This is a genomic window from Sphingomonadaceae bacterium OTU29LAMAA1 (assembly GCA_024072375.1).
GTDB lineage: Bacteria > Pseudomonadota > Alphaproteobacteria > Sphingomonadales > Sphingomonadaceae > Sphingomonas.
Genome location: CP099617.1, coordinates 391,519 through 418,029 on the forward strand (window position 1 = coordinate 391,519; position 26,511 = coordinate 418,029).

The 26,511-nt window shown below is 66.8% G+C and carries 23 protein-coding genes; 8 read left to right on the plus strand and 15 right to left on the minus strand.

Going from position 1 to position 26,511, the window contains the following annotated elements; genetic code table 11:
• Positions 1 to 515 precede the first annotated feature (515 nt).
• The 8 genes from NF699_02190 to NF699_02225 are packed head-to-tail and all read right to left on the minus strand — an operon-like array spanning position 516 to position 8,040.
• Positions 516 to 2,135, minus strand: a complete 1,620-nt coding sequence (locus NF699_02190; protein ID USU05532.1) for an AMP-binding protein — start codon at positions 2,133 to 2,135, stop codon at positions 516 to 518.
• Positions 2,135 to 2,953 (minus strand): DUF2889 domain-containing protein, encoded by an 819-nt coding sequence (locus NF699_02195; protein USU05533.1) that lies wholly within the window; start codon positions 2,951 to 2,953, stop codon positions 2,135 to 2,137. Before NF699_02195 ends, NF699_02190 begins: the two co-directional genes overlap by 1 nt.
• A gap of 34 nt (positions 2,954 to 2,987) precedes the next feature.
• Positions 2,988 to 3,761 carry an SDR family oxidoreductase gene (locus NF699_02200; GenBank protein USU05534.1) on the minus strand — a complete coding sequence of 258 codons (774 nt, stop codon included), beginning with the start codon at positions 3,759 to 3,761 and terminating at the stop codon, positions 2,988 to 2,990.
• 46 nt (positions 3,762 to 3,807) lie between these two features.
• Positions 3,808 to 5,307: a fatty acid--CoA ligase family protein gene (locus tag NF699_02205; GenBank protein ID USU05535.1), complete on the minus strand. Its 1,500-nt coding sequence runs from the start codon at positions 5,305 to 5,307 to the stop codon at positions 3,808 to 3,810.
• Complete coding sequence (locus NF699_02210) at positions 5,285 to 6,079, minus strand: SDR family oxidoreductase (protein USU05536.1); 795 nt, start codon at positions 6,077 to 6,079, stop codon at positions 5,285 to 5,287. Before NF699_02210 ends, NF699_02205 begins: the two co-directional genes overlap by 23 nt.
• Positions 6,072 to 6,434 (minus strand): EthD family reductase, encoded by a 363-nt coding sequence (locus NF699_02215; GenBank protein ID USU05537.1) that lies wholly within the window; start codon positions 6,432 to 6,434, stop codon positions 6,072 to 6,074. The genes NF699_02210 and NF699_02215 overlap by 8 nt, the downstream gene beginning before the upstream one ends.
• Positions 6,435 to 6,438: 4 nt before the next feature.
• Complete coding sequence (locus NF699_02220) at positions 6,439 to 7,269, minus strand: enoyl-CoA hydratase/isomerase family protein (GenBank protein USU05538.1); 831 nt, start codon at positions 7,267 to 7,269, stop codon at positions 6,439 to 6,441.
• Positions 7,270 to 7,329: 60 nt separating this feature from the next.
• Positions 7,330 to 8,040, minus strand: a complete 711-nt coding sequence (locus NF699_02225; GenBank protein ID USU05539.1) for a carboxymuconolactone decarboxylase family protein — start codon at positions 8,038 to 8,040, stop codon at positions 7,330 to 7,332.
• A 156-nt stretch (positions 8,041 to 8,196) separates the two neighbouring features.
• Here NF699_02225 and NF699_02230 point away from each other — a divergent pair, with 156 nt between their 5' ends.
• From NF699_02230 to NF699_02265, 8 genes are all read left to right on the plus strand, one after another.
• Complete coding sequence (locus tag NF699_02230; GenBank protein ID USU05540.1) at positions 8,197 to 9,669, plus strand: DUF1214 domain-containing protein; 1,473 nt, start codon at positions 8,197 to 8,199, stop codon at positions 9,667 to 9,669.
• A gap of 86 nt (positions 9,670 to 9,755) precedes the next feature.
• Positions 9,756 to 10,994 (plus strand): acyl-CoA dehydrogenase family protein, encoded by a 1,239-nt coding sequence (locus NF699_02235; GenBank protein ID USU05541.1) that lies wholly within the window; start codon positions 9,756 to 9,758, stop codon positions 10,992 to 10,994.
• Positions 10,991 to 12,076, plus strand: a complete 1,086-nt coding sequence (locus NF699_02240) for a phosphotransferase family protein (protein ID USU05542.1) — start codon at positions 10,991 to 10,993, stop codon at positions 12,074 to 12,076. Before NF699_02235 ends, NF699_02240 begins: the two co-directional genes overlap by 4 nt.
• 67 nt (positions 12,077 to 12,143) lie before the next feature.
• Complete coding sequence (locus NF699_02245; protein USU05543.1) at positions 12,144 to 14,636, plus strand: TonB-dependent receptor; 2,493 nt, start codon at positions 12,144 to 12,146, stop codon at positions 14,634 to 14,636.
• Positions 14,636 to 15,976, plus strand: a complete 1,341-nt coding sequence (locus tag NF699_02250) for an FAD-dependent oxidoreductase (protein USU05544.1) — start codon at positions 14,636 to 14,638, stop codon at positions 15,974 to 15,976. The genes NF699_02245 and NF699_02250 overlap by 1 nt, the downstream gene beginning before the upstream one ends.
• Positions 15,973 to 17,280: an MFS transporter gene (locus NF699_02255; protein ID USU05545.1), complete on the plus strand. Its 1,308-nt coding sequence runs from the start codon at positions 15,973 to 15,975 to the stop codon at positions 17,278 to 17,280. The genes NF699_02250 and NF699_02255 overlap by 4 nt, the downstream gene beginning before the upstream one ends.
• The gene (locus NF699_02260) at positions 17,273 to 18,166 is read left to right on the plus strand and encodes an SDR family NAD(P)-dependent oxidoreductase (protein USU05546.1); all 894 of its coding nucleotides are present in this window, start codon (positions 17,273 to 17,275) and stop codon (positions 18,164 to 18,166) included. Before NF699_02255 ends, NF699_02260 begins: the two co-directional genes overlap by 8 nt.
• Entirely contained in the window at positions 18,163 to 18,909 is a 747-nt protein-coding gene (locus tag NF699_02265; GenBank protein USU05547.1) for an SDR family oxidoreductase, read from the plus strand. Before NF699_02260 ends, NF699_02265 begins: the two co-directional genes overlap by 4 nt.
• 20 nt (positions 18,910 to 18,929) lie before the next feature.
• Here the strand turns inward: NF699_02265 and NF699_02270 are convergent, their stop codons facing one another.
• From NF699_02270 to NF699_02300, 7 genes are read right to left on the minus strand one after another with little or no spacing between them, the layout of a single operon-like run.
• Entirely contained in the window at positions 18,930 to 20,444 is a 1,515-nt protein-coding gene (locus NF699_02270) for a DUF1254 domain-containing protein (GenBank protein USU05548.1), read from the minus strand.
• Complete coding sequence (locus NF699_02275) at positions 20,437 to 21,516, minus strand: NADP-dependent oxidoreductase (GenBank protein ID USU05549.1); 1,080 nt, start codon at positions 21,514 to 21,516, stop codon at positions 20,437 to 20,439. Before NF699_02275 ends, NF699_02270 begins: the two co-directional genes overlap by 8 nt.
• A complete protein-coding gene (locus NF699_02280; protein USU05550.1) occupies positions 21,513 to 22,526 on the minus strand; it encodes an acyl-CoA/acyl-ACP dehydrogenase in 1,014 nt (337 codons plus the stop codon). The genes NF699_02275 and NF699_02280 overlap by 4 nt, the downstream gene beginning before the upstream one ends.
• 4 nt (positions 22,527 to 22,530) lie before the next feature.
• A complete protein-coding gene (locus tag NF699_02285; GenBank protein USU05551.1) occupies positions 22,531 to 23,706 on the minus strand; it encodes an acetyl-CoA C-acetyltransferase in 1,176 nt (391 codons plus the stop codon).
• Between the two features lie 17 nt (positions 23,707 to 23,723).
• A complete protein-coding gene (locus NF699_02290; protein USU05552.1) occupies positions 23,724 to 24,896 on the minus strand; it encodes an acyl-CoA dehydrogenase family protein in 1,173 nt (390 codons plus the stop codon).
• A 1-nt stretch (position 24,897) separates the two neighbouring features.
• Positions 24,898 to 26,043, minus strand: a complete 1,146-nt coding sequence (locus NF699_02295; protein ID USU05553.1) for a thiolase family protein — start codon at positions 26,041 to 26,043, stop codon at positions 24,898 to 24,900.
• Positions 26,040 to 26,456, minus strand: coding sequence for an OB-fold domain-containing protein (locus NF699_02300; GenBank protein ID USU05554.1), 417 nt, complete (start codon positions 26,454 to 26,456; stop codon positions 26,040 to 26,042). The genes NF699_02295 and NF699_02300 overlap by 4 nt, the downstream gene beginning before the upstream one ends.
• Between the last annotated feature and the right edge of the window lie 55 nt (positions 26,457 to 26,511).

The window sequence follows — 26,511 nt, forward strand, 5'->3', positions numbered from 1 at the left end:
CGGGCGTGGCAACATCGAGACCGGTAAGCTGTGGTTCTATGCCCGCGATGACCTCGGCTGGCAGGGTTAGGCTAACGGTAGCGGCTTACTTCTACATCAGGCCTCCGGGCTGCCGGCCGCTCTCCTCACGAACAAGAACGCCGTGCGCTATGATGACAGCTCAATCGGATACTTAACGCCGGGTCGCGTCCTCCGTCCATTGCGGATCGCCACTTATAACGCAGAAATTTCCGCGCTTGGTGGAAAGCGGCCATTCCGCTTTCTGGCTGCGATTAACAATTATTGACGTTTGTTCAGGAGGTGAGACAGGCGACGGAGGGGCTGCCTTTGACCAAAGGCCGCGAACCCCCGCGTTTACGACCGAGTGGCGTGGGCAACCATTCAACGGGTAGTCGGGTTAGGGACGGGCGGCTGTTAATCGGACCATGCCTAAACTCGCTGAGCGTGTAATGCTCGTATTAGAAAAGATGAAACTGTCGGAATACGTATGTAAATTCTACGGACAAGGTAAATCTCTATTCATGGACAGCTATGTTTGGCAGAATTTTAGCTGCCAATTTTCTAAGAATATCCTTTCGAATTTTACCCGTCGGCGTTCTTGGCAAATACTCGATCCACCATATCCATTCGGGCAGCTTCTGTTTGGCCAATCTCTGATGAGCCATGAACTCCAGAATGTCCGTCGTATCTCCGTGCTCGCCGCCAGCGGAGATGAGGAACGCGCCGACGCCTTCGCCCAGCCGGTCGTGAGGTACTGCGATCACCGCCGCTTCGCGAACGCGCGGATGACGTTCCAATACTTCTTCGATTTCACGTGCGCTGATGTTCTCGCCGCCGCGGATGATCAGGTCCTTTTTTCGTCCCGTGATCGTCACCGTTCCATCCGCCCTGACGATCCCGAGGTCGCCTGTGCGAAACCAGCCGTCGGAGGTGAACGCAGCCTGTGTCTGCTGGCCATCGGCGTAGCCGAGGCACATGGCCGGACCGCGCGTCTCGATTTCGCCATCTGCGCCCGGGGTCAGGACTGTTCCCTGATGATCCACGACGCGCACCTCATAGTCGCAGACCTGTCCGTCGCTCGTCGCACCCCTTGCCATCAGGTCGTCGGGCGGGAATCCCAACGTGACCAGAGGTACTTCCGAGCTGCCGAATACGCGGAATGCGCATGGCCGGGCGAAGCTTGCGTTGGCTTCCATGACGACGGCGGGCGACACAGGCGCTCCACCGCAGGCGAAGAAGCGGAAGCTCGGCAAGTCCGACCCTGCCCGCTGTGCCGCCGTCGCGAGTTCCTGGAGGAAGGGTGTCGCTGCGACCGTACCGCACAGCGAGTGCCGATCGATGAGAGCCACCGCGTCATCCGCCTGCCATCGTTCCATCAGGATCGTTCTGGTGCCGGTGACGAAGGGCTGTTCCAATCCATTGGCATATCCGCTGGTGTGCGTGACCGGACTGGGCATGAGGATGCCGTCGCCGTCCGTTACCTGCCAGCGCGCGAAGCTGATCCGTTCGACGCGTTCCATCGTGTTGTGGCTGTGCAGGACCGCCTTCGGGGTGCCGGTGGTCCCCGAGGTGTACAGGCGCAGCTTGACCGTGTCGGGATCGACCTGCGGCCTGCGATACGTGCCTGCGTCACCGGTCGCGATCAGCGCTTCATAGTCCCGCTCGGGCGATCGGACCGCCACGATGTGCTCTAGCGCGGGCAGATGGGCGGCGAGGTCCTCGACCATGTCGCGATGCGAGAAGCCGCGGAAGCTGTGGGCGACGAACATGGCGCGGCACCGGCTATCGGCCAGCATGTGGCGGACTTCGGCGTGCCGGTAGATCGGGACGATCGGCATGACGACGAATCCGGCCAGCGCACAGGCGAGATTGATCGTCGCCGCCTCGCACCAGTTCGGCAGGAGCATGCCGACCACGTCGCCCGCACCGAGGCCGCTGCGCGTCATCGCATCCGCCAGGGCCAGCGCCTGTGTCGCGACGGTTTGTCGATCGAGCGCATGAGGGCCATCGACGAAGGCCGTCACATCCGGGCGGTCGGACGCGCGCTGCAACGCATAATCGCCGATGGTGCGGTTCGCCCAGAGGCCGAGGCCGGCGTAGCGCTGCAGGTGCGGCGGGAGCGGGAGCCCAGTCATCACTGGTCGCTCCGATTCATAAGGTCCGGCATCGGAGCTTCGATGACGCCTGCACTGAAGTCCCGCACGACGCCGATCCGATGTTCGGCGGTGTTGACCTGCGGCGGGCGATAGGCATGGCAGGCGTCACGACGTTCGGGGAAATCGGCGAGCGGCCACGGATGGTTGTCGGTGATGTGCGCGCGGGCTCGCGCGGTGAAGGCGGCCATGCGCAGCACGGTTGCGCCCTCGAAAGCGTCGTCGCTGAAATGCGTCCGCGCCCAGGGCGCGAAGCCGGACAGGAGCGATTGCTGTGGCCGTCCGACTGCGGGCATGATCATCACTTCGTCGAGCATCCAGGCGTGGACGATGGTTCCGTCCAGGCCGATCGTCGCGGTCGTCCGACCGCCGTGGGCATCGGGGACGACGGCGTCCCACAGGCGATCGCCCTCCGGACGGCGCGCCATCGCCAGGGCCAGCATCGCCAGGTCGAACAGATGCGTACAATGATGCCGTGTGCGGCCATCCCCGCCCACGACATCGCGGGTGGCAGCTATCGACCGGCCGACGATGTCCTGCAGGATGTCCGCCGCACCGAGGCATCCCGTCGTCGGCCAGCGATGGAAACCGCCGTCGATCGTGGTCACCGCGCCATCGGCATGGCAGAGCCGAACCCACATCGCGTGGTTGTTGTCGTCCAATGCGCCGACCACCACGCCATCGCGATGGCGCAGCCGGATCCGGCGACAGAAAGCGCCCGTTCCGAAATCCGGGTTGAGATCGAAATGCGGCAGCAGGCGCTGGGGCGCAGCATCGCCGTCCGGTGCAGGCGCGGTCATTTGCGACCTCAGCCGGGCACGTGCCGACGCGCCGTCATAACGTCTGGCCGTCGTCGATCGTCAGCACCGAACCGGTGACATGGCTGGCGGCATCCGAACACAGGTGGAGCAGAACGGGGTCGAGTGCGTCGATCGGCATCACGCGACGGCGCGGGAAGCCGTCGAGCAGCTTTTCGCCCATCGGTTGCGTCCAGATGTCGGCGTTGAGCTCGGTCTCGATATAGCCGGGGCACAGCACGTTGACGTTGATGCCCTTGCCCGCCCAATCCTTTGCCAGCGCGCGACCCAGTTGCGCGACCGCGGCCTTGGTCGCGCAATAGGGGGCGATGCCGAGCGAGGCCTGATGCGCGGTGATCGACGAGATGATCGTGATGCGGCCATCGCCGCGCGCCGCGCTGCCGGCGGCGACCATGCGGCGGGCGCCCTCGCGCGCGGTCAGGAACACGCCGCGCACGTTGACGTCGACCATCCTGTTGAAATCGTCGATCGCCAAGCCGAGAGAGCTGCCGGGCAGGTTGATGCCGGCATTGGCGACGATCGTATCGACCGGGCCGAATGCGGCCTCGGCGCGATCGTAGGCGGCGATCACCGACGCTTCGTCGGCGACGTCCATTTCCACCGACACCGCCGCGCCGCCATCCGCCGTGATCGCATCGCGCAGATCGTCGAGCAGCGTCAGCCGACGCGCGGCGATCACGACCTTGGCGCCGCTGCCTGCCAAAATGCGCGCGAAATGGTTGCCGAGACCGGACGAGGCGCCGGTGACCAGCGCGACCCGACCGCTGAGATCGTAGGAAAATACCGGCATCGTGCCTCCCCGGTGATAGTGTTTGCAGCAACGTCCGATCGGGATATCAGGCCCGCCCGAGCACCGCAGCGGCGTGTGCCGCCAATACCTTCTTGTCCATCTTGCCCGTCGCGGTGGCGGCGATGCTGTCGACGAGCACCAGATGCTCCGGCCATTTCTTTCGCGAAACGCCGAGCTGTTCCATATGCGCCAGCAGCTCCGGCAGATCGATCGCCCGCTGCCCCGGCAAGATGCGGCATACCGCGCAGGCCTGTTCGCCCAGCTTGCGTTCCGGCACCGCGACCACCGCCGCCTCGACGATCGAGGGGTGGCGCAGCAATGCCGCCTCCACCTCGGCGGGATCGATGTTGAAGCCGCCGCGGATGATCTGGTCCTTGATCCGGCCCACGACCTTCACGAAGCCCTCGGCATCGCGGACGATCTCGTCGCCGGTCAGGTAAAAACCGTCGGGGGTCATCCGTTCCTGCCCCGCGCCGAGGCCGTCGGCATAGCCCAGGAACAGCGACGGGCCGCGCACGCCGGCCTGTCCGCGGCTGCCGCGGGGCAGGGGGGCGAGGCGATCGTCGAACGCCTCCTCCTCGGTGCCGGGGAACGGGATGCCGTCATATTGCTGGCGGCGGTCGAGCGAATGGCCGGGATGCGCGCAGCAATGCCCCATGCATTCTGACATGCCGAACACGCGCAACGCTCGCAGGCCGAGCAGCGCGTCCGCGTCGGCGATCAGTTCGGGCGTCATCGCGCTGCCGCCGACCGCTGCCGCGCGCAGCGACAGGCGCCCCTGCCAGCGGCCCAGCCTGGCCGCCTCGACGAGCGTGAACAGATGCGTCGGCACCATGATCGACCAGGCGGCACCATAATGTTCGGCGCGGCGCAGCGCCTCCTCGGGCACCCAGGGATCGAGCATCACGAGTGGCTGGCCGAGCGACAGCGCGAAATGCGCGGTGAAGGTAAATCCCGGCGCGCTGTCGAGCGGCACCAGCCCCATGATCGCCTCGCCCTGTTGAAGATCGGCGATGCCGGCGAACGCACGGGTCGCGTAGTTGAGCGCCTCCGCGCCGTGCATGACGGCCTTGGGAACACCGGTGGTGCCCGACGTGAATCCGATCAGCACCGTCTGCGCGTTGCGGGGATCGGCGGACCGCCGGTCCGATGGCGGGGGCAGCAGACGGACGCCGTCCGCACCGTCGGGTTCGATGCGCGCCGCATGGCCCAGCCGATCCTCCAGCACCGCGACATCGGCCGCCGACAGCTTCGAGGAATAGGGGCAGAAGACGGCATCCAGACGGGACACGGCGAGCGCGACGGCAAGCGTCGCCGCCGATTTGTGCGCCGCCACGAGCACGCGCGATGCCGCGTCGACGCCGGCATCGCGCAGCCGCTCGGCGATCGGCACCGCCAGATCGGCGAGCATGCGGCGCGACCAGATTCGCTCGTCGCAATCGATCACGGCGGGGGCGTCTGGCGCGCTCGCGAGCAATGCGGCGAATTGCGACCACAGCCGCGCATCGTTCCAGGTCAGATCGTCAGGCAAGCGACTGTCCTCCATCGACGAGGAAGGTCTGGCCGGTGATGAAGCTGCCCGCGTCCGACGCCAGCAGCGCAAGCGTGCCGCTGACCTCGTCGGGTCGACCGAACCGGCCGAGCAGGATGCCGGCGCGGGTGCGATCGGCGACTTCGGGCGTCAGCGTCTCCGTCATGCCGGTTTCGATCGATCCCGGCGCGATGGCGTTGACGCGGATGCCGTGCTCGGCCCATTGCGCGGCGAGATCGCTGGTCAGGTGGACGATCGCCGCCTTGCTGGTGGTATAGGGTACGACCTGTCCGTCGGCCGGGCGGTAGGAGATGAAGGCGCCGACGGAGGCGATGTTGACGATTGCGCCGCCGCCCTGCGCGATCATGTGACGCGCGGCATGGCGACAGGCGAGGAAGGTGCCGGTGACGTTGACGTCCATCACCTTGCGCCAGCCCTTGAGCGGGATGTCCTGCGGTAGACCCCACCAGGAGGCGCCGGCGTTGTTCACCAGTATGTCCAGCCCGCCAAGTTCGGCGATCGTGGTGGCCACCGCCTGTTCGACCGAATCCTCGTCTGTGATGTCGCAGGCGAGGCCGATCGCCCGCGTGCCATAGGTGTCGGCGACGCGTGCGGCGATCGCCTCGCATTCGTCGCTGGTGCGTGACGCGAGGGCGACGGAGCAGCCGAGGTCGGCGAGCGTCGATGCCATCGCCTCGGCGAGCGCGCCGCGCCCGCCGGTGATCAGGCAGCGGCGACCGGCGAGCCGGAACTGGTCCGTTGCGAAGCCGGGAACGGGATCAACCATCGGCTCCGGTCTCCAACAAATCCACCTCTTCGGTGATGAGGATGATGCGCCGCCCGCCCATGCCCTTGGTCTGCGCGGTCGCGGCCTTCCACTCGGGGGACGCGAAGGCGGCGTCGAGTGCTGCCTGATTGGCGAAGGTCAGCACGGCGTGGCCATCCCAGCCCGCCGCTTCGGGACTATCCCCCCCCGGCGTGCCGGGATTGTCATAGTCCTTTGTCACGACGCCGTGGCGGTAGGCGATCAGCCCGGGCAAAACCCGGGCCGCCGCAGCATGGGGGCCGCGCCACCATGTGGTGAAGCGATCCTGCGTCCAGTCGGCGGGGCGACTGGCGACCACGACCATGCTGACCGCCATCGCCTTAGTTGCCCGTCCAGACCGGCTTGCGCTTTTCCAGGAAGGCGGCGACGCCCTCCTTCGCATCCGCCGAATGGTGGACGACGTTGCAGGTCATCGTTTCCAGCGTGATGAGCGAGTTGGTGTCCGCGTCCATGCCGCGGTTGAGCGCCATCTTGGTCATCCACATGCAGAACGGGCTCTTGTCGATCAGCGGCGCGCAGAAGTCCTGGATCAGCTGTTCGAGCGCGTCGCCGCTCGGCGCGGAGGCGTTGCACAGGCCCCATTCGACGCATTCGGTGCCCGACAGCAGCTTGCCGGTCAGCATCAGCTCCTTGGACTTGCGCATGCCGATGTAGCGCGGCAGGCGATAGATCGGGCCGGCACCGCCGAACAGCGCACGACGGATGTGGAAATCGCCGATCTTGGCGTCGTCGGCAGCGATGCCGAAGTCGCACGAGATGAACAGCTCGAACCCACCGGCGACGGCATAGCCCTCGACGCAGGCGATGGTCGGCTTCTTCATGTTATAGATCTTGTCGTAGGTGCGCGCGGAATCGATCGCGAGCTGCAGCGACGTGCTCGATTCGTGCAGCACCGGCCCGACGAGCTGGTCGAGATCGGCGCCGGCGCAGAAGGTGTTGCCGCGGCCACGGAACACGACGGCAAGCGCCTTCTTGTCCTCGGCAGCGCGGTCGACCGCAGCCTCGAGATCACGCAGCAGCTTCGGGCTCACGCAATTGCGCTTGTGCGGGCGATTGAGCCAGATCGTGCAGATCCCGTTTTCCGCCAGCTCATACTGGATGACGTCGGTCTCTTCCGTCTTCGGCTGCTTGTAGACGTATTCCGTTGCCATGTCGTCATTCTCCGTTGGAAGTATCGGCGCGAATAGCTCCGCGTCGGGTGATGTGAGTGATTAAGACGCCGTTTCGGGGTGCACGGGCTCGAGCAGGCCGCCGACCGCCATCCAGGCGGCGATGCCGGCGGCGGGGACGGCGCACAGCGTCGCCTCCGCGATCTCGGCATCGGTGGCGCCGGCACGCCGGGCGCCATCGACGTGCCGCGACGCCATCGGGCTGTAGCTTGCCGCCAGAATGGTCAGCAGCAGCAGTTCACCGTGCTTGGGCGACAGCGGGTTGGCGTCGATGCTGCCACGGCGCATCAGGTAATAGCCGTCCGCACCGCGCGGTGAGAGCCGCAGCAGTTGGTCCAGCGCCGGCGGGATCGTGCCGAAATAGCTGGTGAAATTGTCGATGGCTTCACCCGCCGACGCGGTCGGCAGCGCGTCGCCGGTAGCGGTGGTGGGCGAACCGGGAAGGCAGGCATCGACGAGTGCGGCGAATTCGATCGCGGCGCCCTCGCCGCGCAGGCTTGCAAGGACGATGATCCCGGCGGTCGCATCGCGCGCGGTCACGCCCAGCGCGACGCCGCGTTCCAGCTCGCGTCGGGCGAGTTCGGGGTAGCGGCGATCGATTGCCGCGACCGCTGCGAACAGCGCCTTCATCCGCGCGGGCAGGGCGCCGTCCTGTTCGATCACGGCGCGAAATTCCGCATAGCCGGCGAGCGTATAGGGCGCGTGTTCCACCAACAGCGGGATATGCGCCAGCGTGTTCGTGAGCGTCGACATAGCGACCTCCTCTCCTGCCCCCGTAATGCCCGACCGTCTGGTCGGGCGTCAACAGATCGACCGCTGTCGCTTGTGACAGGCTGCGGATCGGGGCGCGGCATTTACGATGATCCGACGCCCCGATTGAGAGGGCGGTTCGATGAGGATGGAATGGTCATGACACGTCGATGGGCGACAGTCGCCATGGGTTTCCCAGTCCTGATGGTCACGCAGGTCACGCAGGTCACGCAGGGCATCGCGGCGCAGGCGCCGCAATCGCCTCCATCCGGCACCACAGCGCAGTTTGCGGGCGAGACGCGCGACGCACGGTTGCTCGCCATGCGCGCCTATGTCTGGGGCTATCCGCTGGTCCGCGCGGCGCAGCTTCGCCAGAATTTGACATTACCCGCAGACCCGCTGCGCACGCGGCCGCCGTCCTCGCCGGGCGCTGCGATCAACCGTTTCGGGCATGCGCATGAACTGGGATCGCCAAAGATGCGGCAGGGCGTCGCACCCAATGCCGACACGCTCTACAGTCTTGCATGGCTGGACATGGCGGGCGGTCCCTACGTTCTCGAAACGCCCGATTTCGGCAGTCGCTATTATACCTTTCAGATGGGCCAGGCCGACAGCTCGACGCGGCAATCGCTCGGCCAGCGCACGCATGGCCATCTGTTACCCCCGGTCTTCATCCAGGGGCCGGGCCAGCATCATCGGGTGCCCGCCGGCATGGTCGAGGTGCGATCCGACCAGCGCTATATGATGGTTGCGGGTCGCACGCTGGTTGCCGGCCCTTCCGACATCCCCGCCGTTACCGCGCTGCAACAGCGTATCCGCCTGCGGCGATGGGAGGATTATGCGGCGAAGCGCGACGTCCTGCCGCCGGTGACAGCACAGGGTGTGCTGGCGAGCGGTAACGCCGTCACCAGCCCGGACCTGTTCCTGTCGATGCTCGGCGTCGTCCTGCGCGACTGGCGACCCTCCGCTGCGGACCGGCCGCTCGTCGAATCGTTCCGGCGGATCGGCCTTTCGAAGCAAGACGGCTATCGGCCCGAACGGCTGACCCCGGCGACACGGGCGGCGGCATTGCTGGGCATCGGCGATGGCGAAGCTGCGGTTCGGCAGAAGACCTTTTCGCTTGGTCGCAACGTGCATGGCTGGAGCATCAACAACCAGGGCTCGGTATTCGGCGACGATTATCTGCTGCGCGCCGCCGTTGCGATGGACCAGATCTATGTTCTGCCGAAGGAAGAGGCGCTCTACCCCAATGCGCGCCTCGATTCGGATGGGCAGGTTCTCGATGGCCGGAACAGCTACGAACTGCGCTTCGCCAAGGGGGAGGTGCCCCCGGTACAGTTCTTCTGGTCGGTCACGATGTACCATGCGCAGGGCCTCATGGTCGACAATCCCATCGGCCGGTATGCGATCGGCGACCGCACCCCGTCGCTCATTCGTGATGCTGACGGCGGTGTCCGTATCCTGTTGCAGAACGCACCGCCCGGCGACCCCGACACGGTGAACTGGCTGCCCGCGCCGGCGGGGCCTTTCATGCTGATGCTCCGCCTCTACGGTCCTGCCGCCGCTGCGCAGGCCGGACGATGGACGCCGCCCGCGATCGTCCGCCGCAGCGATCCGAACCCGCACAGCTGACCCTTTTGACAGCCGACCGGTCGGTCGATTAGCCGTACACGGGAACATCGGACGAGCAGGCACACCCGCCGCCGGAGAGGATAGCAATGGCCTTCGAGCAATCTGAGCGATCGCGTTCGTGGATGGAGCGGGTCGCCGCGTTCATGGACGCGCACATCATCCCCGCCGTTCCAGTCTATCACCAGCAGCTCGGCCAGATCGATCGCTGGCGTGAGATCCCGCCGGTGTTCGAGGAGCTGAAGGCGCGTGCGAAGGCCGAGGGGCTGTGGAATTTCTTCATGCCGCCGTCGGACCATGACGACGATCTGTTCACCAGTACCGGCCTCAGCAACCTCGAATATGCCCCGATCGCCGAACTGATGGGCCGCGTGTCCTTCGCGTCGGAGGTGTTCAACTGCATGGCCCCCGACACGGGCAATTTCGAGGTGTTGCACCGCTATGGCACGCGCGCGCAGAAGGAGCGCTTCATGCTGCCGCTGCGCGATGGCGAGACGCGTTCGGCCTTTCTGATGACCGAACCCGACGTCGCCTCGTCCGACGCGCGAAATATCCGCACCGAGATTCGCCGCGACGGCGGCGAATATGTCATCAACGGCCGCAAATGGTGGTCGTCGGGCGCCGGCCATCCGCGTTGCGACTTCTTTATCCTGATGGGCAAGACCGATCCCGACGCCCCCGCCTATCACCAGCAGTCGATGATCCTGGTGCCGCGCGACACGCCGGGTGTCACTTTGGTCCGTCACCTGCCGGTATTCGGCTACGACCATGCCCCCCACGGCCATTTCGAGGTGAAGCTGGAGGATGTCCGCGTGCCCGCCGAGAATATGCTGCTCGGCGAGGGGCGAGGGTTCGAGATCGCGCAGGGCCGGCTCGGGCCGGGTCGCATCCACCATACGATGCGCAACATCGCGACGATGGAGGTCGCGCTCGAAAAGATGTGCCGACGGCTGTTGTCGCGCCGCACCTTTGGCAAGACGATCGCCGAACACTCGGTGTGGGAAGAACGGATCGCCCGCGCGCGCTGTGAGATCGAGATGGCGCGCCTGCTTTGCCTGAAGGCCGCGCACATGATGGACACGGTCGGCAACAAGGCCGCGCGGGCCGAGATCGCGATGATCAAGATCGCCGCACCCCGCATGGCGCAGCAGATCGTCGACGACGCGATCCAGGCACATGGCGGCGGCGGCGTGTCGGAAGACTTTGGACTGGCGGAACTGTGGGCCAACACCCGCATCGTGCGACTGACCGATGGCCCGGACGAAGTTCACGAGCGCCAGCTCGCTCGCATGGAACTGGACAAATATCGCGCGGAGCTCACGGCATGACGGCACCGGCAACGCCTGCGGCGACGATCGGCCACACCGTCGCGGTCGAACCGGGCACCGCCTTCGACGAGGCGGTTCTGCGCCGCTATCTCAACGGTCGCATCGCCGGGTTCTCGGGTGACATGGTGGTCAGCCAGTTTCAGGGCGGGCAGTCCAACCCCACTTTCCTGTTAACGACGCCGGATGCCAAATACGTGTTGCGGCGCAAGCCCGCGGGCGTGCTCCTCGCATCCGCGCATGCGGTCGACCGCGAATATCGGGTGACCAGGGCGCTGTTCGAAGCCGGGCTGCCGGTGCCGGAGCCGCTGGTGCTGTGCGAGGATCTGGATGTCATCGGCACGATGTTCTACGTCATGCGGCATGTCCCGGGTCGCGGTTTCTGGGACCCGCGCATGCCAGGCGTGTCGCGAGAAGACCGCGCCGCCATCTACGATTCGGCCAACGAAACGCTTGCCCGGCTGCATCTGGTGGATCATGTAAGTCTGGGTCTGGCCGATTACGGCCGTCCGGGCAATTTCTTCGCGCGGCAGATCTCGCGCTGGTCGCGCCAATATGATGCATCGCGGACACAGGACATTCCGGAGATGGAGCGGCTCATGGCGTGGCTGCCGGATGCGATTCCCGATGCCGGCGAACGCACGACCATCATCCACGGCGATTATTCGTTCCACAACCTGCTGATCCATCCGACCGAACCGCGGGTCGCCGCGGTGATCGACTGGGAATTGTCGACGCTCGGCGATCCGCTGGGGGACCTCACCTACCACATGATGGAATGGTTCAGGCCCGATGGCGTCGACGTGCGCGGCACCTTGCGCGGCGCCGATCTCGCCTCGCTGGGTATCCCGAGCGCCGAGGATTATGCCCGCCGCTATCGCGAGCGAACCGGCTTCGACGTCGATCCGACGCACCCGTTCTACACGGCCTTCAATCTCTTCCGCGTCGCCGCGATCCTTCAGGGCATCGCCGGCCGCAGCCGCGACGGCGTGCAGACCGCGAACAATTCCGCGGAGATCATCCAGCGCATCGTCCCGCTCGCCCAGGCTGCATGGCGTAGCGCGCAGGATGCCGGGGCGAGCTGAAGTTCGCGGGAACGACGACACCATAAAAAACGGCGGACAATGATCCGCCGAACAGAGGAGAGGGATCATGAAGAGCACGTTGAGGATCGCGCTGCTTGCAGCCGCCAGCATTGCCTCGCTATCGGCTGCTTCCGTCGGCGCTCAGCAGCTTGCGGCAGCACCTTCAGCGGCGGTCGCAGCCGCCGCCGACCCCCTGCCTCGGGACGGTCCGCCGCCGCAGACCATCGACACGACCACCGATCCCCGGACGGCCGCATCGGTCGGTCCGGTGGGCGGCGAGATCGTTGTCACCGCGCGTCGCCGCGTCGAACGCCTGCAGGACGTCCCCGTCGCCGCCACCGTGGTCGACCAGCAGCAGATCCGGCAATACGATCTCACGTCGGTCGCGAACATCCGGATCGCCGCACCCGAAATCAGCCTCGACCGCGGCTTCACCGGCTCGGGCTCGTCCATTGCGCTGCGCGGCGTCAGTTCCTCGTCGATAGATGCGGGTGTCGAACAATCGGTATTGCTCGATTTCGACGGCATGGCGATCAGCCGTGGTCGGATCCTCAACGATGCCCTGTTCGACATGGAGAGCCTCACGGTCCTCAAGGGGCCCCAGGCCGTGTTCTTCGGCAAGAATTCGCCTGGCGGCGTGGTGTCGGTCCGCTCCGCGGCACCGGGCAAGGCGCTGAACGGCTACATTCGCACCGGTTACGAGTTCACCACCGACAACAAACAGGTCGAAGCCGCCATCGGCGGCCCGATCGGCGAGGGCGCGGGCGCGAGGCTGGCGATCTTCGCCAGCGACAGCGAAGGGTACATCCGCAACCAGAATCGCGGCGTCGACAATGTCATCTTCCGCGGCAACACCGGCACGGCCTTCCTGCCGCCTTCACCGTCTCGCCTTGGTGCCGAACGCAAGATCGCAGCGCGTGGTACGGTCACGTTCACCGACAACGACGGCTTCGATGCGACGGTGAAGGTGCTCGCCAGCCGCTACGAGGGGCAGGGGGTCCAGAGCTTTTCCGAAGTCATGGCATGTCCTCCGTCGCGGACACGTCCCGGCACGATCGGCGGCCTCATCGACCCGACCGGAGACTGCAAGCTGAACGACAAGTCGTCGCAAGGCTGGGCGGATCCGGTGATCATCGCCAACTGGCCCGAAGTTCGCCGTAACAACGGCGGCCGTCCATATTCCCGCAACGACTCCTTCCTGCCGATCCTCACGCTCAACTATGCGAAGGGTCCGATCTCCCTGACGTCGGTAACCGGCTATTACGGCTATGATTACGTTACGCAGGGCAACGCCGAAGCGACCAGCTATTCCTATTTCTGGTCCTACAGCAACGAACAGAACAGCAGCTTCTACCAGGAGGTGAGGGCAAGCTCCGCGTTCGAGGGCGCGCTGAACTTTGCGGCCGGGGGGCATTACGAGAAGAACAATCGGACGCTGTTCGTCGGCGGTATCAACGGGTCCCAGCCGCGCGATCCGGCGACGGGTCGTTACGAGACCTATGACAACCAGCAGCACAACAAGTCGGAAGCATGGTCGCTGTTCGGCCAGCTGGTACTGAACGTGACGCCGACGGTCGAGCTCGCCGGCGGCGCCCGCTATACGCGTCAAACCAATGAACTGAACTCCTACACGACGTTCCTGAACCCGGTCATCACCAACATCTCTCCCCCTGGCCGCATCATCGCCGGCGAGAAGAGCCAGGACAACGTATCACCGGAAGCCACGCTGACGTGGCGGCCAACCAGGAATCTGACGATCTATGGCGCCTACAAGAGCGGCTTCCTCGCGGGTGGCTTTTCCAACCCCGGCATTCTGAGCAGTACGACCACCATCAACACGTTGAGCTTCGACAAGGAAACGGTCGACGGCGGCGAATTCGGGATCAAGGGCGGAATACTCGACGGCCGCTTGAACGCATCGCTGACGGCATACCGTTATACGTACAAGGGCTTGCCGCTTACCTCGCTGGTGGCGATCAGCCAGACGGCGGTCAGCTACATCACGCAGAATGCGGCCAACACACGGGTGCAGGGGCTCGAGTTCGAAACGTCGTACAGGGGCCCGGCAGGACTGATCCTGCGCGCCACTGCGGCGTACAACGATGCCAAGTTCAACGAGTTCGATCGTGCGCAATGCTGGACTGGCCAGTCGCTCGCACAGGGTTGCCTGGTCGATGCGGTGACGCGCGCCACGTATCAGAACCTCAGCGGTCGTACCGTCTACCGTTCCCCGAAATGGATCGCCACCGGCGGTGCCGTGAAGACCGTATCCCTGGGCGGCGACTATTCGGCAACGCTCAACGCCGATGTGCGCTATTCGGCGGGCTATTTTACCGGGGTCAATCTCAACCCCTATTCCTATCAGAAGAGCTATCTGCTTCTGAATGCCGGCGCGAGGCTGACCTCGCTGGCCAACTGGTCCCTCTCCGTCATCGGCCGCAATCTCACCAATCGTCGCTACGGAACGCTCGGCATCGACAAGCCCGGCGGAATTGGAGAGGTGTTCACCGTCGCCGGCGAACCGCGGGCAGTCGTGCTGCAGATCGAGACGAAGTTCTGATGGACGAGCCCGCGCTCCCGATGGAATGCGATCTGCTGGTGATCGGCGGCGGCATGGCCGGGATGTCGGCCGCCGGCTGGGCTGCCGAAAACGGAGCGCGGGTCATCGTGCTGGAAAAGGCGGGAGCGCTCGGCGGATCCGCCGTTCTGTCGGGTGGTGTATTCTGGACCGCCAGCTCGCATGGCAAGATGGCACTCTACGGCGGTGGAGACCCGGAACTGGCGCGTGTGGTGTTCGACACCTATGGCAGCGCTCTCGCACGGTTGCGCGAGCGCGGCATCGAGGTGTCGCCGCGGCTCGACGTCCTGCACGGGCAGGGCTACCAGATCGACATCGCCGCCCATATCCGTGGCTGCGCCGATCTGGTCGAGCAGCATGGTGGTTTCATCGCCCTCGACACCGAGACGACCGCGCTGACCCGCGACCCCAATGGGGCCGTCGTCGGCGCGACGGCGCATCACGTGGATGGCGATATCGTCATCCACGCCGCGGGTACGATCATCGCGACGGGGGGCTTCCAGGCCTCGCCCGACCTGCGCGAACGCTACATCCATCCCCACGCACGCGACATGCTGTTGCGTTCCAACCCGATCAGCGACGGCGGCGGCCTGCGGCTCGGCGAGGCGGCTGGCGGCGAGGTCGCGGGACGAAACCGGCGCTTCTACGGGCATCTGGTCAGCGGCTCGGATCGGTGGAACGATGAACGCCTGTATGTGGCGTTGTCGCAATATCATTCGGACCGTGCGCTGCTGTTCAATACCGCGGGCGAGCGGTTCTGCGACGAGACGCTGGGAGATCACGTCAACACCTACGAGACCCTGGTCCAGCCCGGCGCGCGTGCCCTGTGCGTGTGGGACAGCCGCGTTCATGCCTCCTATGCCACGGTGCCCGTCGTCTCGGTCGGCGTCGCCGACGACAAGTTCGATGTCGCCATGGCGCACGGTGGCGAAGGTCGGATAGCGGCCGATCTCGACGGCATACGGCAGTTCGCCGACAGCGTCGGGTTCGATGGTGGTCGCATCATCGCAGCGATGGCGCGCTTCAATCACGATGCGCGCCACGGCTGGGAAAACCAGCGTCCGCCGCGCAGCGAGGACAATCGCCCGATCGACAAGCCACCGTTCTACGCCCTGGTCGTCCATCCGGCGATCACATTTACCTTCGGCGGATTGACCATCGACGCCGATGCCCATGTCTTGCGGGCAGATGGATCGCGGGTGCCCGGCCTGTTCGCTGCGGGTGCTGACGCGGCGGGAGCCTATGGCAGCGGCTATGCCGGAGGCCTCGCTTTGGCGATGACGTTCGGTATCGCCGCGGCGCGTTCGGCGGGGTGGGCATGACGGCGGTCCTCCACATCGATACCCCTGCCGAGGCGCGTCAGCGGCGGATGGCATTGTTCGCGTTGTTCGTGGTTTCGGCGTTCAACTATTTCGATCGTACCATCCTGTCGGTGCTCCAGATCCCGATCAAGACCGAACTCGGGCTATCCGACGGTCAGCTGGGGGCACTCACCGGTTTTACCTTCGCCTTGTTCTACGCCACGCTGTCCCTGCCGATCGCACGGCTTGCCGACCGCTACAACCGGCGTATCATCGTCGCCATCTCGCTTGCGATATGGAGCGCGATGACGGCCTTGTGCGGGTTCGCGACCGGCTTCGCCTCGCTCGCCTTCTTCCGCATCGGCGTCGCGATCGGCGAGGCCGGTAGCGTGCCGGCGAGCGTGTCGCTGATCGCCGATTACTATCCGCCGCACCGCCGGGCGATGGCGGTGTCGGTCTGGGGCCTCGCCCTGCCGGCCGGCCTGCTGATCGGCTACGGCAGCATCGGGGCATTGGCGAATGCGGTCGGCTGGCGGCTCGCCTTCGCGATCGTCGGTGGTATCGGCGTTCTCATCGCGCCGCTGGTGCTGGCGATGGTCGGCAATCCGATCCGCGGACGGCTGGACGGCGCTGGTGCGAAAGCGGCCGCCGTTCCGCCCTTGCCGCTCGGACAGGCCTTGGCGCTGCTCTGGCGCACGCCGGCCTACCGGTGGGTGGCGATCGCGGGCATGTTCCACGGCTTCTCGCAATACGCGATGATGACGTGGAACGCGCCGTTCTTCGTCCGGACGCACCACCTGTCGCTGCGGGACGTGTCGTTTCTGATGGCGCTGCTCAGTGGTGTCGCGGGTGCGATCGGCATGTATGGCAGCGGCTGGCTGACCGACCGGCTTGCGATCCATGATCGTCGCTGGCGCGTGTGGATCATGGGCGCCAGCGTCGCCGCCACGGTGCCGTGCGCGTTGGTCCAATACCTGGCGTCCTCGACGAACGTCTCGATCGTCGCAGCCGGATTTTCCTCGATGCTGATGATCGCTTATTACGGTCCGATCGTCGCCGCGACACAATCTGCGGTGCCGCCGACGATGCGGGCGTTCGGCAACGCCATGCTGCTGCTGACCTTCAACCTGTTCGGCCTGGGTCTCGGGCCACTGGCGGCAGGTGCGCTCAGCGACTGGCTCAACCCGACGTTCGGCGACGACGCGCTGCGCTATGCGCTGGTGCTGGTGCTTGCGCCCTCGGTGCTGGCCGCCGGACTGTTCTTCTACGCCGGCCGCTATTGGCAGAATGAAACCGTCGCGGACAAGGAGCCCCTCCATGCGTGAACTTTCCGGAAAATGCGCAGTCGTGACCGGCGCAGGCAGCGGCATCGGTGCCGCGCTGGTCCGGCGGCTGGCGGCCGAGGGCATGAACATCGTCCTTGCCGACGTGGCGGCAGACGACGCCGGGGCGGTCGCGGAGGAGATTGGCGCGGCGCGCAGCATGGTGGTCCGATGCGACGTATCCGATGCAGGGGCGGTCGAGGCGATGGCGGTGGCCGCGGAGGCACGGTTCGGACCTGTGGCGTTGCTGTGCAACAATGCCGGGATCGTGCCCGGCGGCCGCCATCGCAAGGTCTGGGAATACAGCCTCAACGACTGGCAGTGGTCGCTCGGGGTCAACCTGTACGGGGTCATCAACGGCATCCGCAGCTTCGTCCCCCGGATGATCGCGCATGGCACGCCGGCGCATGTCCTCAACACCGCTTCGGTGGCCGGGTTCGTCAGCGGATCGGGGTCGGCCTGCTACGGGGCATCGAAGCATGCGGTGGTGCGGGTGACCGAGGCGCTGCTCGCCGGATTGCAGGAGGCGGACGCACCGATCGGCGTCACCTTGCTCGCGCCCGGATTGGTGGCCACGCGCATCTACGAGGCGGAACGCCTGCGTCCGGATCATCTTTCGGACGCCGGCGGCAGTCCACGCGAGTCCGCTGAACTCGAAGCGATGCGCGACGATTTGTACCGTGGCGCGACCACCGCCGGGCAAACCGCCGACCTTGCGATCGATGCGGTCATCGATGGGCGCTTCTACGTCTTCACGACCGCGGCATTCGATGCGGCGATCCGGCAACGCTGTGCCGACATCGTCGATCGGGCCGATCCGCGGTTCGAGAGCATCGTGGCGATGAGCCGCAAGGATTCCGGTCTGGACCCGGCCGCAACGTCGTCGTGAACGGCATACTGTCGGGACGTTGCGCGGTCGTCACCGGCGCGGCCTCCGGCATCGGCCGCGCCACCGCCGAACTGTTCGCCGCGGAAGGCGCGCGGATCGTTCTGGTCGACCGCGATGCGGATGCCGCGCGCGCCGTCGCCGGGGGACTGGCCGGCCGCGATCACAGCGTCGTGGTGATGGATGTCGCCGACGAAGCCGGCTGGCGAGCGCTCGCCGCATCGCTCGATGCAGGGTGCGACATCCTGGTCAACAATGCCGGCGTCGCCGCGCTCGACCCGATCGCCGCCACCAGCCTTGCGCGCTGGCGTGCGACGATGGCGGTGAACCTCGACTCGGTCTTCCTCGGCACCCGCGCGCTGCTGCCGATCCTGGCTCGGTCGGGGCGCGGGGCCATCGTCAACGTGGCGTCGATCCGGGGCATCATCGGCGGGGTCAATGCGACCGCCTATTGCGCGTCGAAGGGGGCGGTGAGGCTCTTTACAAAGGCCGTCGCCCTGGAATGCGCCGAACAGGGCAATGGCGTGCGCGTCAATTCGGTCCATCCCGGCCTGATCGACACGCCGCTGGCCGCCGCTGCATTGACCGACCGCGAAACAGCCGCCGGCCGCATGGCCGCGCTACCGATGGCGCGCGCGGGCCGTCCCGCCGAAATCGCGGCCGCCATCCTGTTCGCGGCCAGCGACGCCGCGCGATACATGACGGGAGCGGAGATCGTCATCGACGGCGGCACGATCGCGCAATAGGCGCCGCGCCGTATCGTCGATCACGGAGCCGCCGTGCCGATCGGCGTCGCCACCACGCCGTCGGGCGTCCAGCGGCCGTTCAGCAGATCCGCTTTCGGCAGATAGGCGCGCAACGCCAGGTAGAATGGGCGATCGGGTGCGGGGAGCCAGTTCGTCGCGTTCCCCGGCCGATCGCGCTGGATCAGGATCTTTACCGATCCGTCCTTGCCCATGATGAGTCCGGGCGTCCGGTCGTTGACCAGATAGCGTTTCAGCACATTGGGGTGCAAGCGATAGGTCGCGGCGTCGTAAAGCGTCACCGACCAGAAGGCGTCGACCGGCGGCGGGGGCGCCAGCGTCAACGTATAGGCCGCCCGCGATCCGTCGAGTGGCCGGCCGGCGGCATCGGAGAAGGTGTTGAAGGAATAGTTCTCCTCGCTGACGTTGGCGCCGAGGCCGACGTAGTTGATCGTCGCCCGATTGAGGTAATTGAAGCCGTATCGCGCCTTTTCGATGCGGTTCCAGCCCTTGCCCGTCGCGATCCCGAGCTGCGATCGCGAGGCGCGGATGATCGTCATCGCGGCCTGATACCCGGCCTCGATCCCAGCTTTGGTCTCTTCGTCGAGGGCGGCGGGATCAAAGGGTGCGGCAAGGCCGACGCCGACCGCCTGAAAGCGATGGACCAGCGCATCTTCCTGCACCGGATGGCCGTTCGATCGCAGCACTGAATCGAGAATGCGCAGGAACCCCGTACCAGTCTCGCGGTCCGTCGCCGGCGGCGCACTGCCTGGGGCGGCCGATTGCGTTCGGCCCGCGTCATAGCGCGCGATCGTTACGCGGTCCTGTAGCGTGCGCGCCATCGCCACCTCCGACGGCTTCTGGGCGAATATCCGCATCAGCACCCACATGTGCGGCGTCGCGACGCGGAACACCGTCACGCCGGGCGGCACGGTGCCGGTCCACGAAGTCGGTGCGATCAGGTAGCGACCGCCTTTGCTGCCGAAGGTGCGCGTTCCGATGTTGCTCGCATTGCCGTACGCGTCGAAGAAGTTGAGCGTGTAATATTTCAGCGGCACCGGCGGCACCGCGACGATCAGCGGACCGGCCGTGAGGTCTAGCCACGCATTGGAATACAGCGTGTCGGAATTGGGGCTCTTGAAGGCCGCATATTCGGGACCGGCGAGATCGCGATCATGCACGAAACGGTTGAAACCGACGTAGCGCTTACTGCCCCGATCGATCGCCTGAGCGTGCATCTCGGCATATTGGAGGACGGCCGGCAGACCATAGATCGCCGCTTCGGTCGCGACCGCTTCGGCATTGCGCCGCCGCGCGGCCGGATCATCGGGGATCGTGTCGAGCGCCTTGCCGGGATTGAACTGGTCCACCCGGCCGAGATCGTAGCTGGCGATCATCGGCGCCGCAGCAGGGTGCGGACGATCCTGCGCCGTCACCATCGTCGGAACCGCCAGCAGTGCAAACGCCATCGGCAGCGACAGTCGCCGCAGGGCATTGCGCGTCCCCCGGGCGTTCGTGGTCTCGTTCAGCTTACGCATCGCTCACTTCCCCTCCGTCCGGACGGTATCGGACATCGTGCCGCTCTGGGGCATCGTCGTTGACGACGAGCAGCGCGCCGGCATTGGCGCCGCGGAACAGATCGATCAATGCGGCCGGCAGGTGAGACAGCCCATGCCGTCGATCGGCGCGGACCGTCAGCGCGCCGTCGTTCACCCAGCGCCGCAGGTCGGCACGCGCCGCGTCGATCCGATCGACATGGTCACCGACCACGAAACCCTGGATGCGGATCGATCCGTAGACGATCTTCATCATGTCGCGCGGCCCCGGCGCGTCGCCGTCGCCGTCGTAAGCGGAAATCTGGCCGCAGACGACGATGCGGCCATGCCGCGCCATCCTGTCGATCGCATGCTGCAGCAACGCACCGCCGACATTGTCGAAGAATATGTCGATCCCGTCGGGTGCCAGCACGCGCAGACGGTCCGGAACGTCCTCATGCCGATAGTCGATCACGGCATCGACGCACCCCGCATCCAGCAGCCATCGGCACTTGTCGGCGCTGCCCGCGATCCCGATCACCCGACATCCCGACAGCCGCGCGATCTGGCAGGCGATCGATCCGACCGATCCCGCCGCGCCGGACACGAGCACGGTTTCACCCGGTCGCGGGCGGCCGATGTCGATCATCCCGAAATAGGCGGTCAGGGTGTTGGGCGAATATGCCCCCAGCGCATCGTCGAACGTCATGTCGTCCGGGACGGGGAACACGGGGATCGGCAGGCGATCGGGGCGCAGGCGGCTGATATCCTCCCATTGCGACAGGATGACGAGGCGGCTGCCGACATGATGTCGGGGATGCGCCGACGCCACGACCTCGCACGCCGCCATGCCGCCGATGACGCCGCCGATCGGTATCGCCGCGCGAAGCCCTTCCGCCGGCGGGTTAAGCCGGTTGCGGATAGTCGGCGCGACCGAGAACAGGTGGTTGCGGACGATGATCTCGCCCTCTTCGGGCGGGCGTTCGTCGTCTACCCGCTCGATCAGCGCGAAATCGTCCGCCGTTACGGCGCCGGCGGGGTGCCGTGCCAGCGTCCAGCAGCGGTTGCGCGTCATGCCGCCAGCCGGTGGCGCGCCTCCTCGGCGCGACCGAACACCCGCGCGAGCACCATCACGCGGCGCAGCGCCCGGCCGACGACCAGTTCGTCGGTTACCCCCATCCCGCCGTGCAGATGCACGGCCTCTTCGGCGACGTGCTGCGCCGCCTCCGCGACATAGGCCTTGGCGGCGGTGACGTGGCGGACGAAGTCGGACGCGTCGCGGGCCGTCGCGGCGGCTTTCAACAGCAGCGAGCGCGATTGCTCAAGCCGCACGAACATGCGCGCCAGCTTGTGCTGCACGACCTGGAACGTCCCGATCGCCACCCCGAACTGCCGTCGCTGCCGGGCATAGTCGACGGTCTGGTCGAGCAGCGTCGCCATGATGCCGACCATCTCCGCGACATAGCCGAGCTGCGCCAGCGCGCGCGCGCGGATGATGTCGTCGTCCGTGACCGCGAGCGCCGTTGCGGAGCAGCGGTGCAGCGACAGGGTGGCGGCGACGCTGCCGTCCGCCAGGCGGCTCGGATGCCGATCGAGGCCGGGCGCGTCGCCCGCGACCAGCCATGCCCGACCGCTATCGACGATCACGAAGGCATCGGCGTCGGCGCCCCAGCGGACCAGCGGACACGTTCCGTCGAGCGATCCGTCGCTATCGGTGACCGACCCCTCCGCCCACGCCAGCCTCTGCGTGCCTTCGGCCGCCGGCACGATCCGCTGGTCGATCTGGTCGGTTGTGCCATGCCGCGCCAGCAGGTCCGCCGCGCCGAGCATCGCCTCGGCGAACGGGGTGACGGCGACGGCGCGGCCCAGCTCCTTGGCGACGATCGCGGCGTCCTGCGGCGCGCCGTCCATCCCGCCGGCCGCGGCGGGCAGCGCGATGCCCAGCACACCGAGTTCCCCCATCGCGCGCCAGTCGTCGACGGGCAGCGGAGCCTTGCCGGCCTCCGGTGCGGGAATTGCGTCGGCCAGGAAGCGCCTGACCATGTCGCGGAGCAGGACCTGCTCTTCACTGGGCCGGAAGTCCATCGCGTCAGAGCCGCTCGACGATCGTGACGTTGGCGATGCCGCCGCCTTCGCACATCGTCTGCAAGCCGTACCGCCCACCGCGCGCGTGCAGGGCATGGATCAGCGTCGCCATCAGCTTGGTGCCGGTGCCGCCGAGCGGATGGCCGAGCGCGATCGCCCCGCCGTTGACGTTCAGCCGGGCAGGGTCCGCCCCCGTTTCCTTCAACCATGCCATCGGAACGGAGGCGAACGCCTCGTTGACCTCGAACAGGTCGATGTCGTCGATCGACAGGCCCGCGCGTTGCAGCGCGCGCCGGGTCGCCGGGATGGGTTCTTCGAGCATGATGACCGGATCGCCCGCCGTGACGGTCAGATTGTGGACCCGCGCCAACGGGGTGAGGCCGTGCGCCTTCACCGCCGCGGCCGATGCGACGAGCACGCCGCTCGATCCGTCGCAGATCTGGCTGGCGGTCGCGGCACTCAGCGATCCGTCGGGGGTCAGCGTCTTCACCGAACCGATCCCCTCCAGCGTGGCGTCGCCGCGCACGCCCTCGTCCCGGTCGTGGACGAAATCAGTCCCGTCCGGCCCGGTCACGGCGATCGGCACGATCTCGGCGTCGAAGGCACCCGCTTCGGTCGCCGCTGCCGCCTTGCGATGGCTGGCGAGCGCGAACCCGTCCATGTCGCTGCGGGAGAAGCCGTGCTTGTCGGCGATCATCTGCGCGCCGACGAACTGGCTGAAGCTTTCCACGCCATAACGCTGCTGGATGCTCTTGGCGAAGGGGCCTTCGCCGATCCCCGCATTGGCGGCGAGCGTCACCGGCGTCCCCATCGGCACGCGCGACATGCTCTCGACCCCGCCGGCGATCACCAGATCCTGGGTGCCCGACATCACCGCCTGCGCGGCGAAATGGAGCGCCTGCTGCGACGATCCGCACTGGCGGTCGATCGTCACCGCCGGCACGCTGTCGGGCAGCGACGAGGCGAGCACGACGTTGCGGCCGAGCGCGAACGTCTGTTCGCCGATCTGGCTGACGCAACCGATGATGACGTCGTCGATCGCCGCAGGATCGACGCCGGTCTCCGCGAGGATGGCATCGATGACATAGGCGCCGAGGTCGGCGGGATGGATGCCCGCGAGGCGACCGTTGCGGCGGCCGCCGGCGGTGCGGCGGGCGGAGACGATATAGGCTTCGGGCACGTCGACGTTCCTTGCGTTTAGAGGCCCAGCGCAGCGCGGGCGATGATATTGAGCTGGATTTCGCTGGTGCCGCCGAAGATCGACCACGCACGCGCGTTGAGATAGCGGGCGGCGGCGAGCCCCGCCTCGGGCGGCCCCGCGAAACCGGCGTCGTGATCGTGGAAGGGCCGGGCGTCCTGCGATTGCAGCCCGGCTATCCCGAAGGCGTCGATCGCCAGACCTTCGATCCCCTGACGGATTTCCGACGCGATCAGCTTGTTTGCCAGACTGCGTGGTGCCGGCGGCTCGCCGGCCTCGATCTCCAGCAGCGTCTGCAACTCGGTCATCTCCAGCGCTTCCGCCTCCAGCCGCAGCCGCACCGCGCGATCGGCGAGCGATCCGGTCAACGCCGCGGCCCGCTCCAGCCGTTCGAGATCGCCGAGCAATTGCGGCGCATAGCCGGTGCCGCCGCGCTCGTTCTCCAGCAGGAACTTGGCGATCGACCAGCCCTGGCCCTCGTCGCCGACGCGGTTGGCGATGGGGACGCGGACGTCCTCCAAAAACACCTCGTTCAGCTCGTGGTCGCCCGACGCACTGAGGATCGGGCGTACCGTCACGCCGGGCGAGCGCATGTCGATCAGCAGGAACGAGATGCCGCGCTGCGGCTTCACCTCGGCATCGGTGCGCACCAGCGCGAACAGCCAGTTGGCGAACTGCGCCTGCGTCGTCCAGATCTTCTGGCCGTTGACGGTATAGTCGTCGCCGTCGCGGACCGCCCGCGTGCGCAGGCTGGCGAGGTCGGAGCCCGATCCCGGCTCGGAAAACCCCTGTGCCCAGACGTGCTCGCCTTGTCGCAGGGCGGGCAGAAAGCGGTCCTTCTGCGCGGCCGTGCCGAAGGTGTAGACGACCGGCCCGACCAGCTTCAGCCCCATCCCGGCCAGCACGGGGGCGCCCGCGCAGGCGCATTCGGTTTCGAAGATCCAGCGTTCGACGGCGCTCCAGCCCGGGCCGCCATGCGCCGCTGGCCAGAAATACACCAGCCAGCCGCGCGCCTCCAGCGCCGCCTGCCACGGACTCGCGACATCGGGCTCGGCGAATACGCCGGAGGTCAGCGTCGCCCCGCGCCTCATCTCGGGCGTCAGCGCCTCGTCGAGGAACGCGCGCACCTCGGTCCGGAACGCCTGCTGCTGCGGGGTGAGGGTCATGTCCATGTCAGCGCTCCACAATGGCGATCGCCGACACGCCGGGCGCGCCGTAGACGTGGCTGTAGGCCAGCCGCGGACCGCCCGGCACCTGCCGCGCGCCCGCCCGTCCGGTCAGCTGCATGTAATTCTCGTAGACCTGCCGCAGCCCCGACGCGCCGATCGGTTCGCCGCAGGCGAGGCAGCCGCCATCGGTGTTCACCGGCAGCTTGCCGGCGATCCGCGTCGCACCATCTGCGATCCACGCCTCCTGCTCGCCATCGCGGCAGAAACCGTTCTCGGCCATGTGCATGATCTCGGCGCCGCTTTCGGTGTCCTGCAATTGCGCCACGTCGATGTCCTCCGGGCCGACGCCCGCCATCTCATAGGCGGCGCGCGAGGCGATGACGGTGGGGGAGGGGCCGCGCTCGACGTCCAGCGCCGGTGAAAACACTTCGAACGAGCCCGGCGGGCGGCTGCGCACCGTGGCGGCGCGCAGCTTGACCGACGGCAGAGCCAGTTCACGCGCCTTGCGCTCGCTGGCGAAGATCAGCGCGACCGCGCCCTCCGCGGGCGAGCAGAACATGAACTTGGTCAGCGGATCGCTGACCATCGGTGCCGCCAGGATCGTCGCGGCGTCCACCGGTTCGCGCCGCCAGGCATGATCGGCCAGCGCACCATTGTCGAACGCCTTCTCCGCCACCGCCGCGAGCGTTCCGTTCGTGATGCCGTACATCGCCATGTAGCGCTGGATCTTCATCGCGAAGAACTGCGTCGTTAGCATCAGCCCGGTGTCGCCATACCATTCCGGCAGGCCCCATTCGGCCGGCTTCGGATCGAACGCGCCGCGCGGATGCTTGTCGAAGCCGACCGCGATGCCGAGGTCGAACTCGCCCGACTTGATCGTCGCATAGGCGCCGAACATCGCCGATCCGCCCGTCGCGCAGCCGTTGGCGACGTTGATGAACTGGATGCCGGTCAGCCCCAGCTCCGACACCATCGTATCCGCCTTGCCCGCCGCATCGGAGCCGCCGTAGGCAAATTGCATGTCGCGCCAGTCGAGCCCCGCTGCGGCCAGCGCCTGGCGGACGGCATAGGCACCCTGCTGCAAACCCGTCCGTTCCGGGGTGCGGCCGAACGGGTGGATGCCGGCGCCGACGATATGCACGCCGCTCATGCCGCGCGCTCGGTGGGCGCGAAGGCGAAGGTGGATCGCACCGCTCCGTCGGCGCGCTCGAACCGCTCGGCGACCAGGGTCATCGGCATGTCGATGCGATATCCGTCGAGCGGCGCTCCGGTCAGCCGCGCCTCGACGATCAGCGCATCGCCCAGTGTGACGTAGCCGACCGCATAGGGCTCGAAGGATTCCGGCCCGGCATAGGGCGGCGATTTGGGCCGAAACCGCTGCACCGTCCACGACCAGAGCGTACCGCTACGGGGCAGCGGTTCCAGCGCGAACCGATCGTCGTCCGTCGGCGGCGGATAAACCAGCCGTCCGCTCTCCCGCTCCCGAGCCGCATACAGCGTGGGGGTGCCCGCGGCGTCCAGCGACAGCAGGCGATCGTCAACGGGGGGTGGCCAATCGGGCATCGTGCTTCCTCTTCCTGCACGACGACGTAGCGGAGCGAAGACGCCGCCGCCGCTG

Bases quoted from the DNA above. Each gene is read 5' to 3' on its own strand.
- NF699_02190 (USU05532.1), bottom strand. From the start codon at position 2,135: ATGACTGGGCTCCCGCTCCCGCCGCACCTGCAGCGCTACGCCGGCCTC.
- NF699_02195 (USU05533.1), bottom strand. From the start codon at position 2,953: ATGACCGCGCCTGCACCGGACGGCGATGCTGCGCCCCAGCGCCTGCTG.
- NF699_02200 (USU05534.1), bottom strand. From the start codon at position 3,761: ATGCCGGTATTTTCCTACGATCTCAGCGGTCGGGTCGCGCTGGTCACC.
- NF699_02205 (USU05535.1), bottom strand. From the start codon at position 5,307: ATGGAGGACAGTCGCTTGCCTGACGATCTGACCTGGAACGATGCGCGG.
- NF699_02210 (USU05536.1), bottom strand. From the start codon at position 6,079: ATGGTTGATCCCGTTCCCGGCTTCGCAACGGACCAGTTCCGGCTCGCC.
- NF699_02215 (USU05537.1), bottom strand. From the start codon at position 6,434: ATGGCGGTCAGCATGGTCGTGGTCGCCAGTCGCCCCGCCGACTGGACG.
- NF699_02220 (USU05538.1), bottom strand. From the start codon at position 7,269: ATGGCAACGGAATACGTCTACAAGCAGCCGAAGACGGAAGAGACCGAC.
- NF699_02225 (USU05539.1), bottom strand. From the start codon at position 8,040: ATGTCGACGCTCACGAACACGCTGGCGCATATCCCGCTGTTGGTGGAA.
- NF699_02230 (USU05540.1), top strand. From the start codon at position 8,197: ATGACACGTCGATGGGCGACAGTCGCCATGGGTTTCCCAGTCCTGATG.
- NF699_02235 (USU05541.1), top strand. From the start codon at position 9,756: ATGGCCTTCGAGCAATCTGAGCGATCGCGTTCGTGGATGGAGCGGGTC.
- NF699_02240 (USU05542.1), top strand. From the start codon at position 10,991: ATGACGGCACCGGCAACGCCTGCGGCGACGATCGGCCACACCGTCGCG.
- NF699_02245 (USU05543.1), top strand. From the start codon at position 12,144: ATGAAGAGCACGTTGAGGATCGCGCTGCTTGCAGCCGCCAGCATTGCC.
- NF699_02250 (USU05544.1), top strand. From the start codon at position 14,636: ATGGACGAGCCCGCGCTCCCGATGGAATGCGATCTGCTGGTGATCGGC.
- NF699_02255 (USU05545.1), top strand. From the start codon at position 15,973: ATGACGGCGGTCCTCCACATCGATACCCCTGCCGAGGCGCGTCAGCGG.
- NF699_02260 (USU05546.1), top strand. From the start codon at position 17,273: ATGCGTGAACTTTCCGGAAAATGCGCAGTCGTGACCGGCGCAGGCAGC.
- NF699_02270 (USU05548.1), bottom strand. From the start codon at position 20,444: ATGCGTAAGCTGAACGAGACCACGAACGCCCGGGGGACGCGCAATGCC.
- NF699_02275 (USU05549.1), bottom strand. From the start codon at position 21,516: ATGACGCGCAACCGCTGCTGGACGCTGGCACGGCACCCCGCCGGCGCC.
- NF699_02280 (USU05550.1), bottom strand. From the start codon at position 22,526: ATGGACTTCCGGCCCAGTGAAGAGCAGGTCCTGCTCCGCGACATGGTC.
- NF699_02290 (USU05552.1), bottom strand. From the start codon at position 24,896: ATGGACATGACCCTCACCCCGCAGCAGCAGGCGTTCCGGACCGAGGTG.
- NF699_02295 (USU05553.1), bottom strand. From the start codon at position 26,043: ATGAGCGGCGTGCATATCGTCGGCGCCGGCATCCACCCGTTCGGCCGC.
- NF699_02300 (USU05554.1), bottom strand. From the start codon at position 26,456: ATGCCCGATTGGCCACCCCCCGTTGACGATCGCCTGCTGTCGCTGGAC.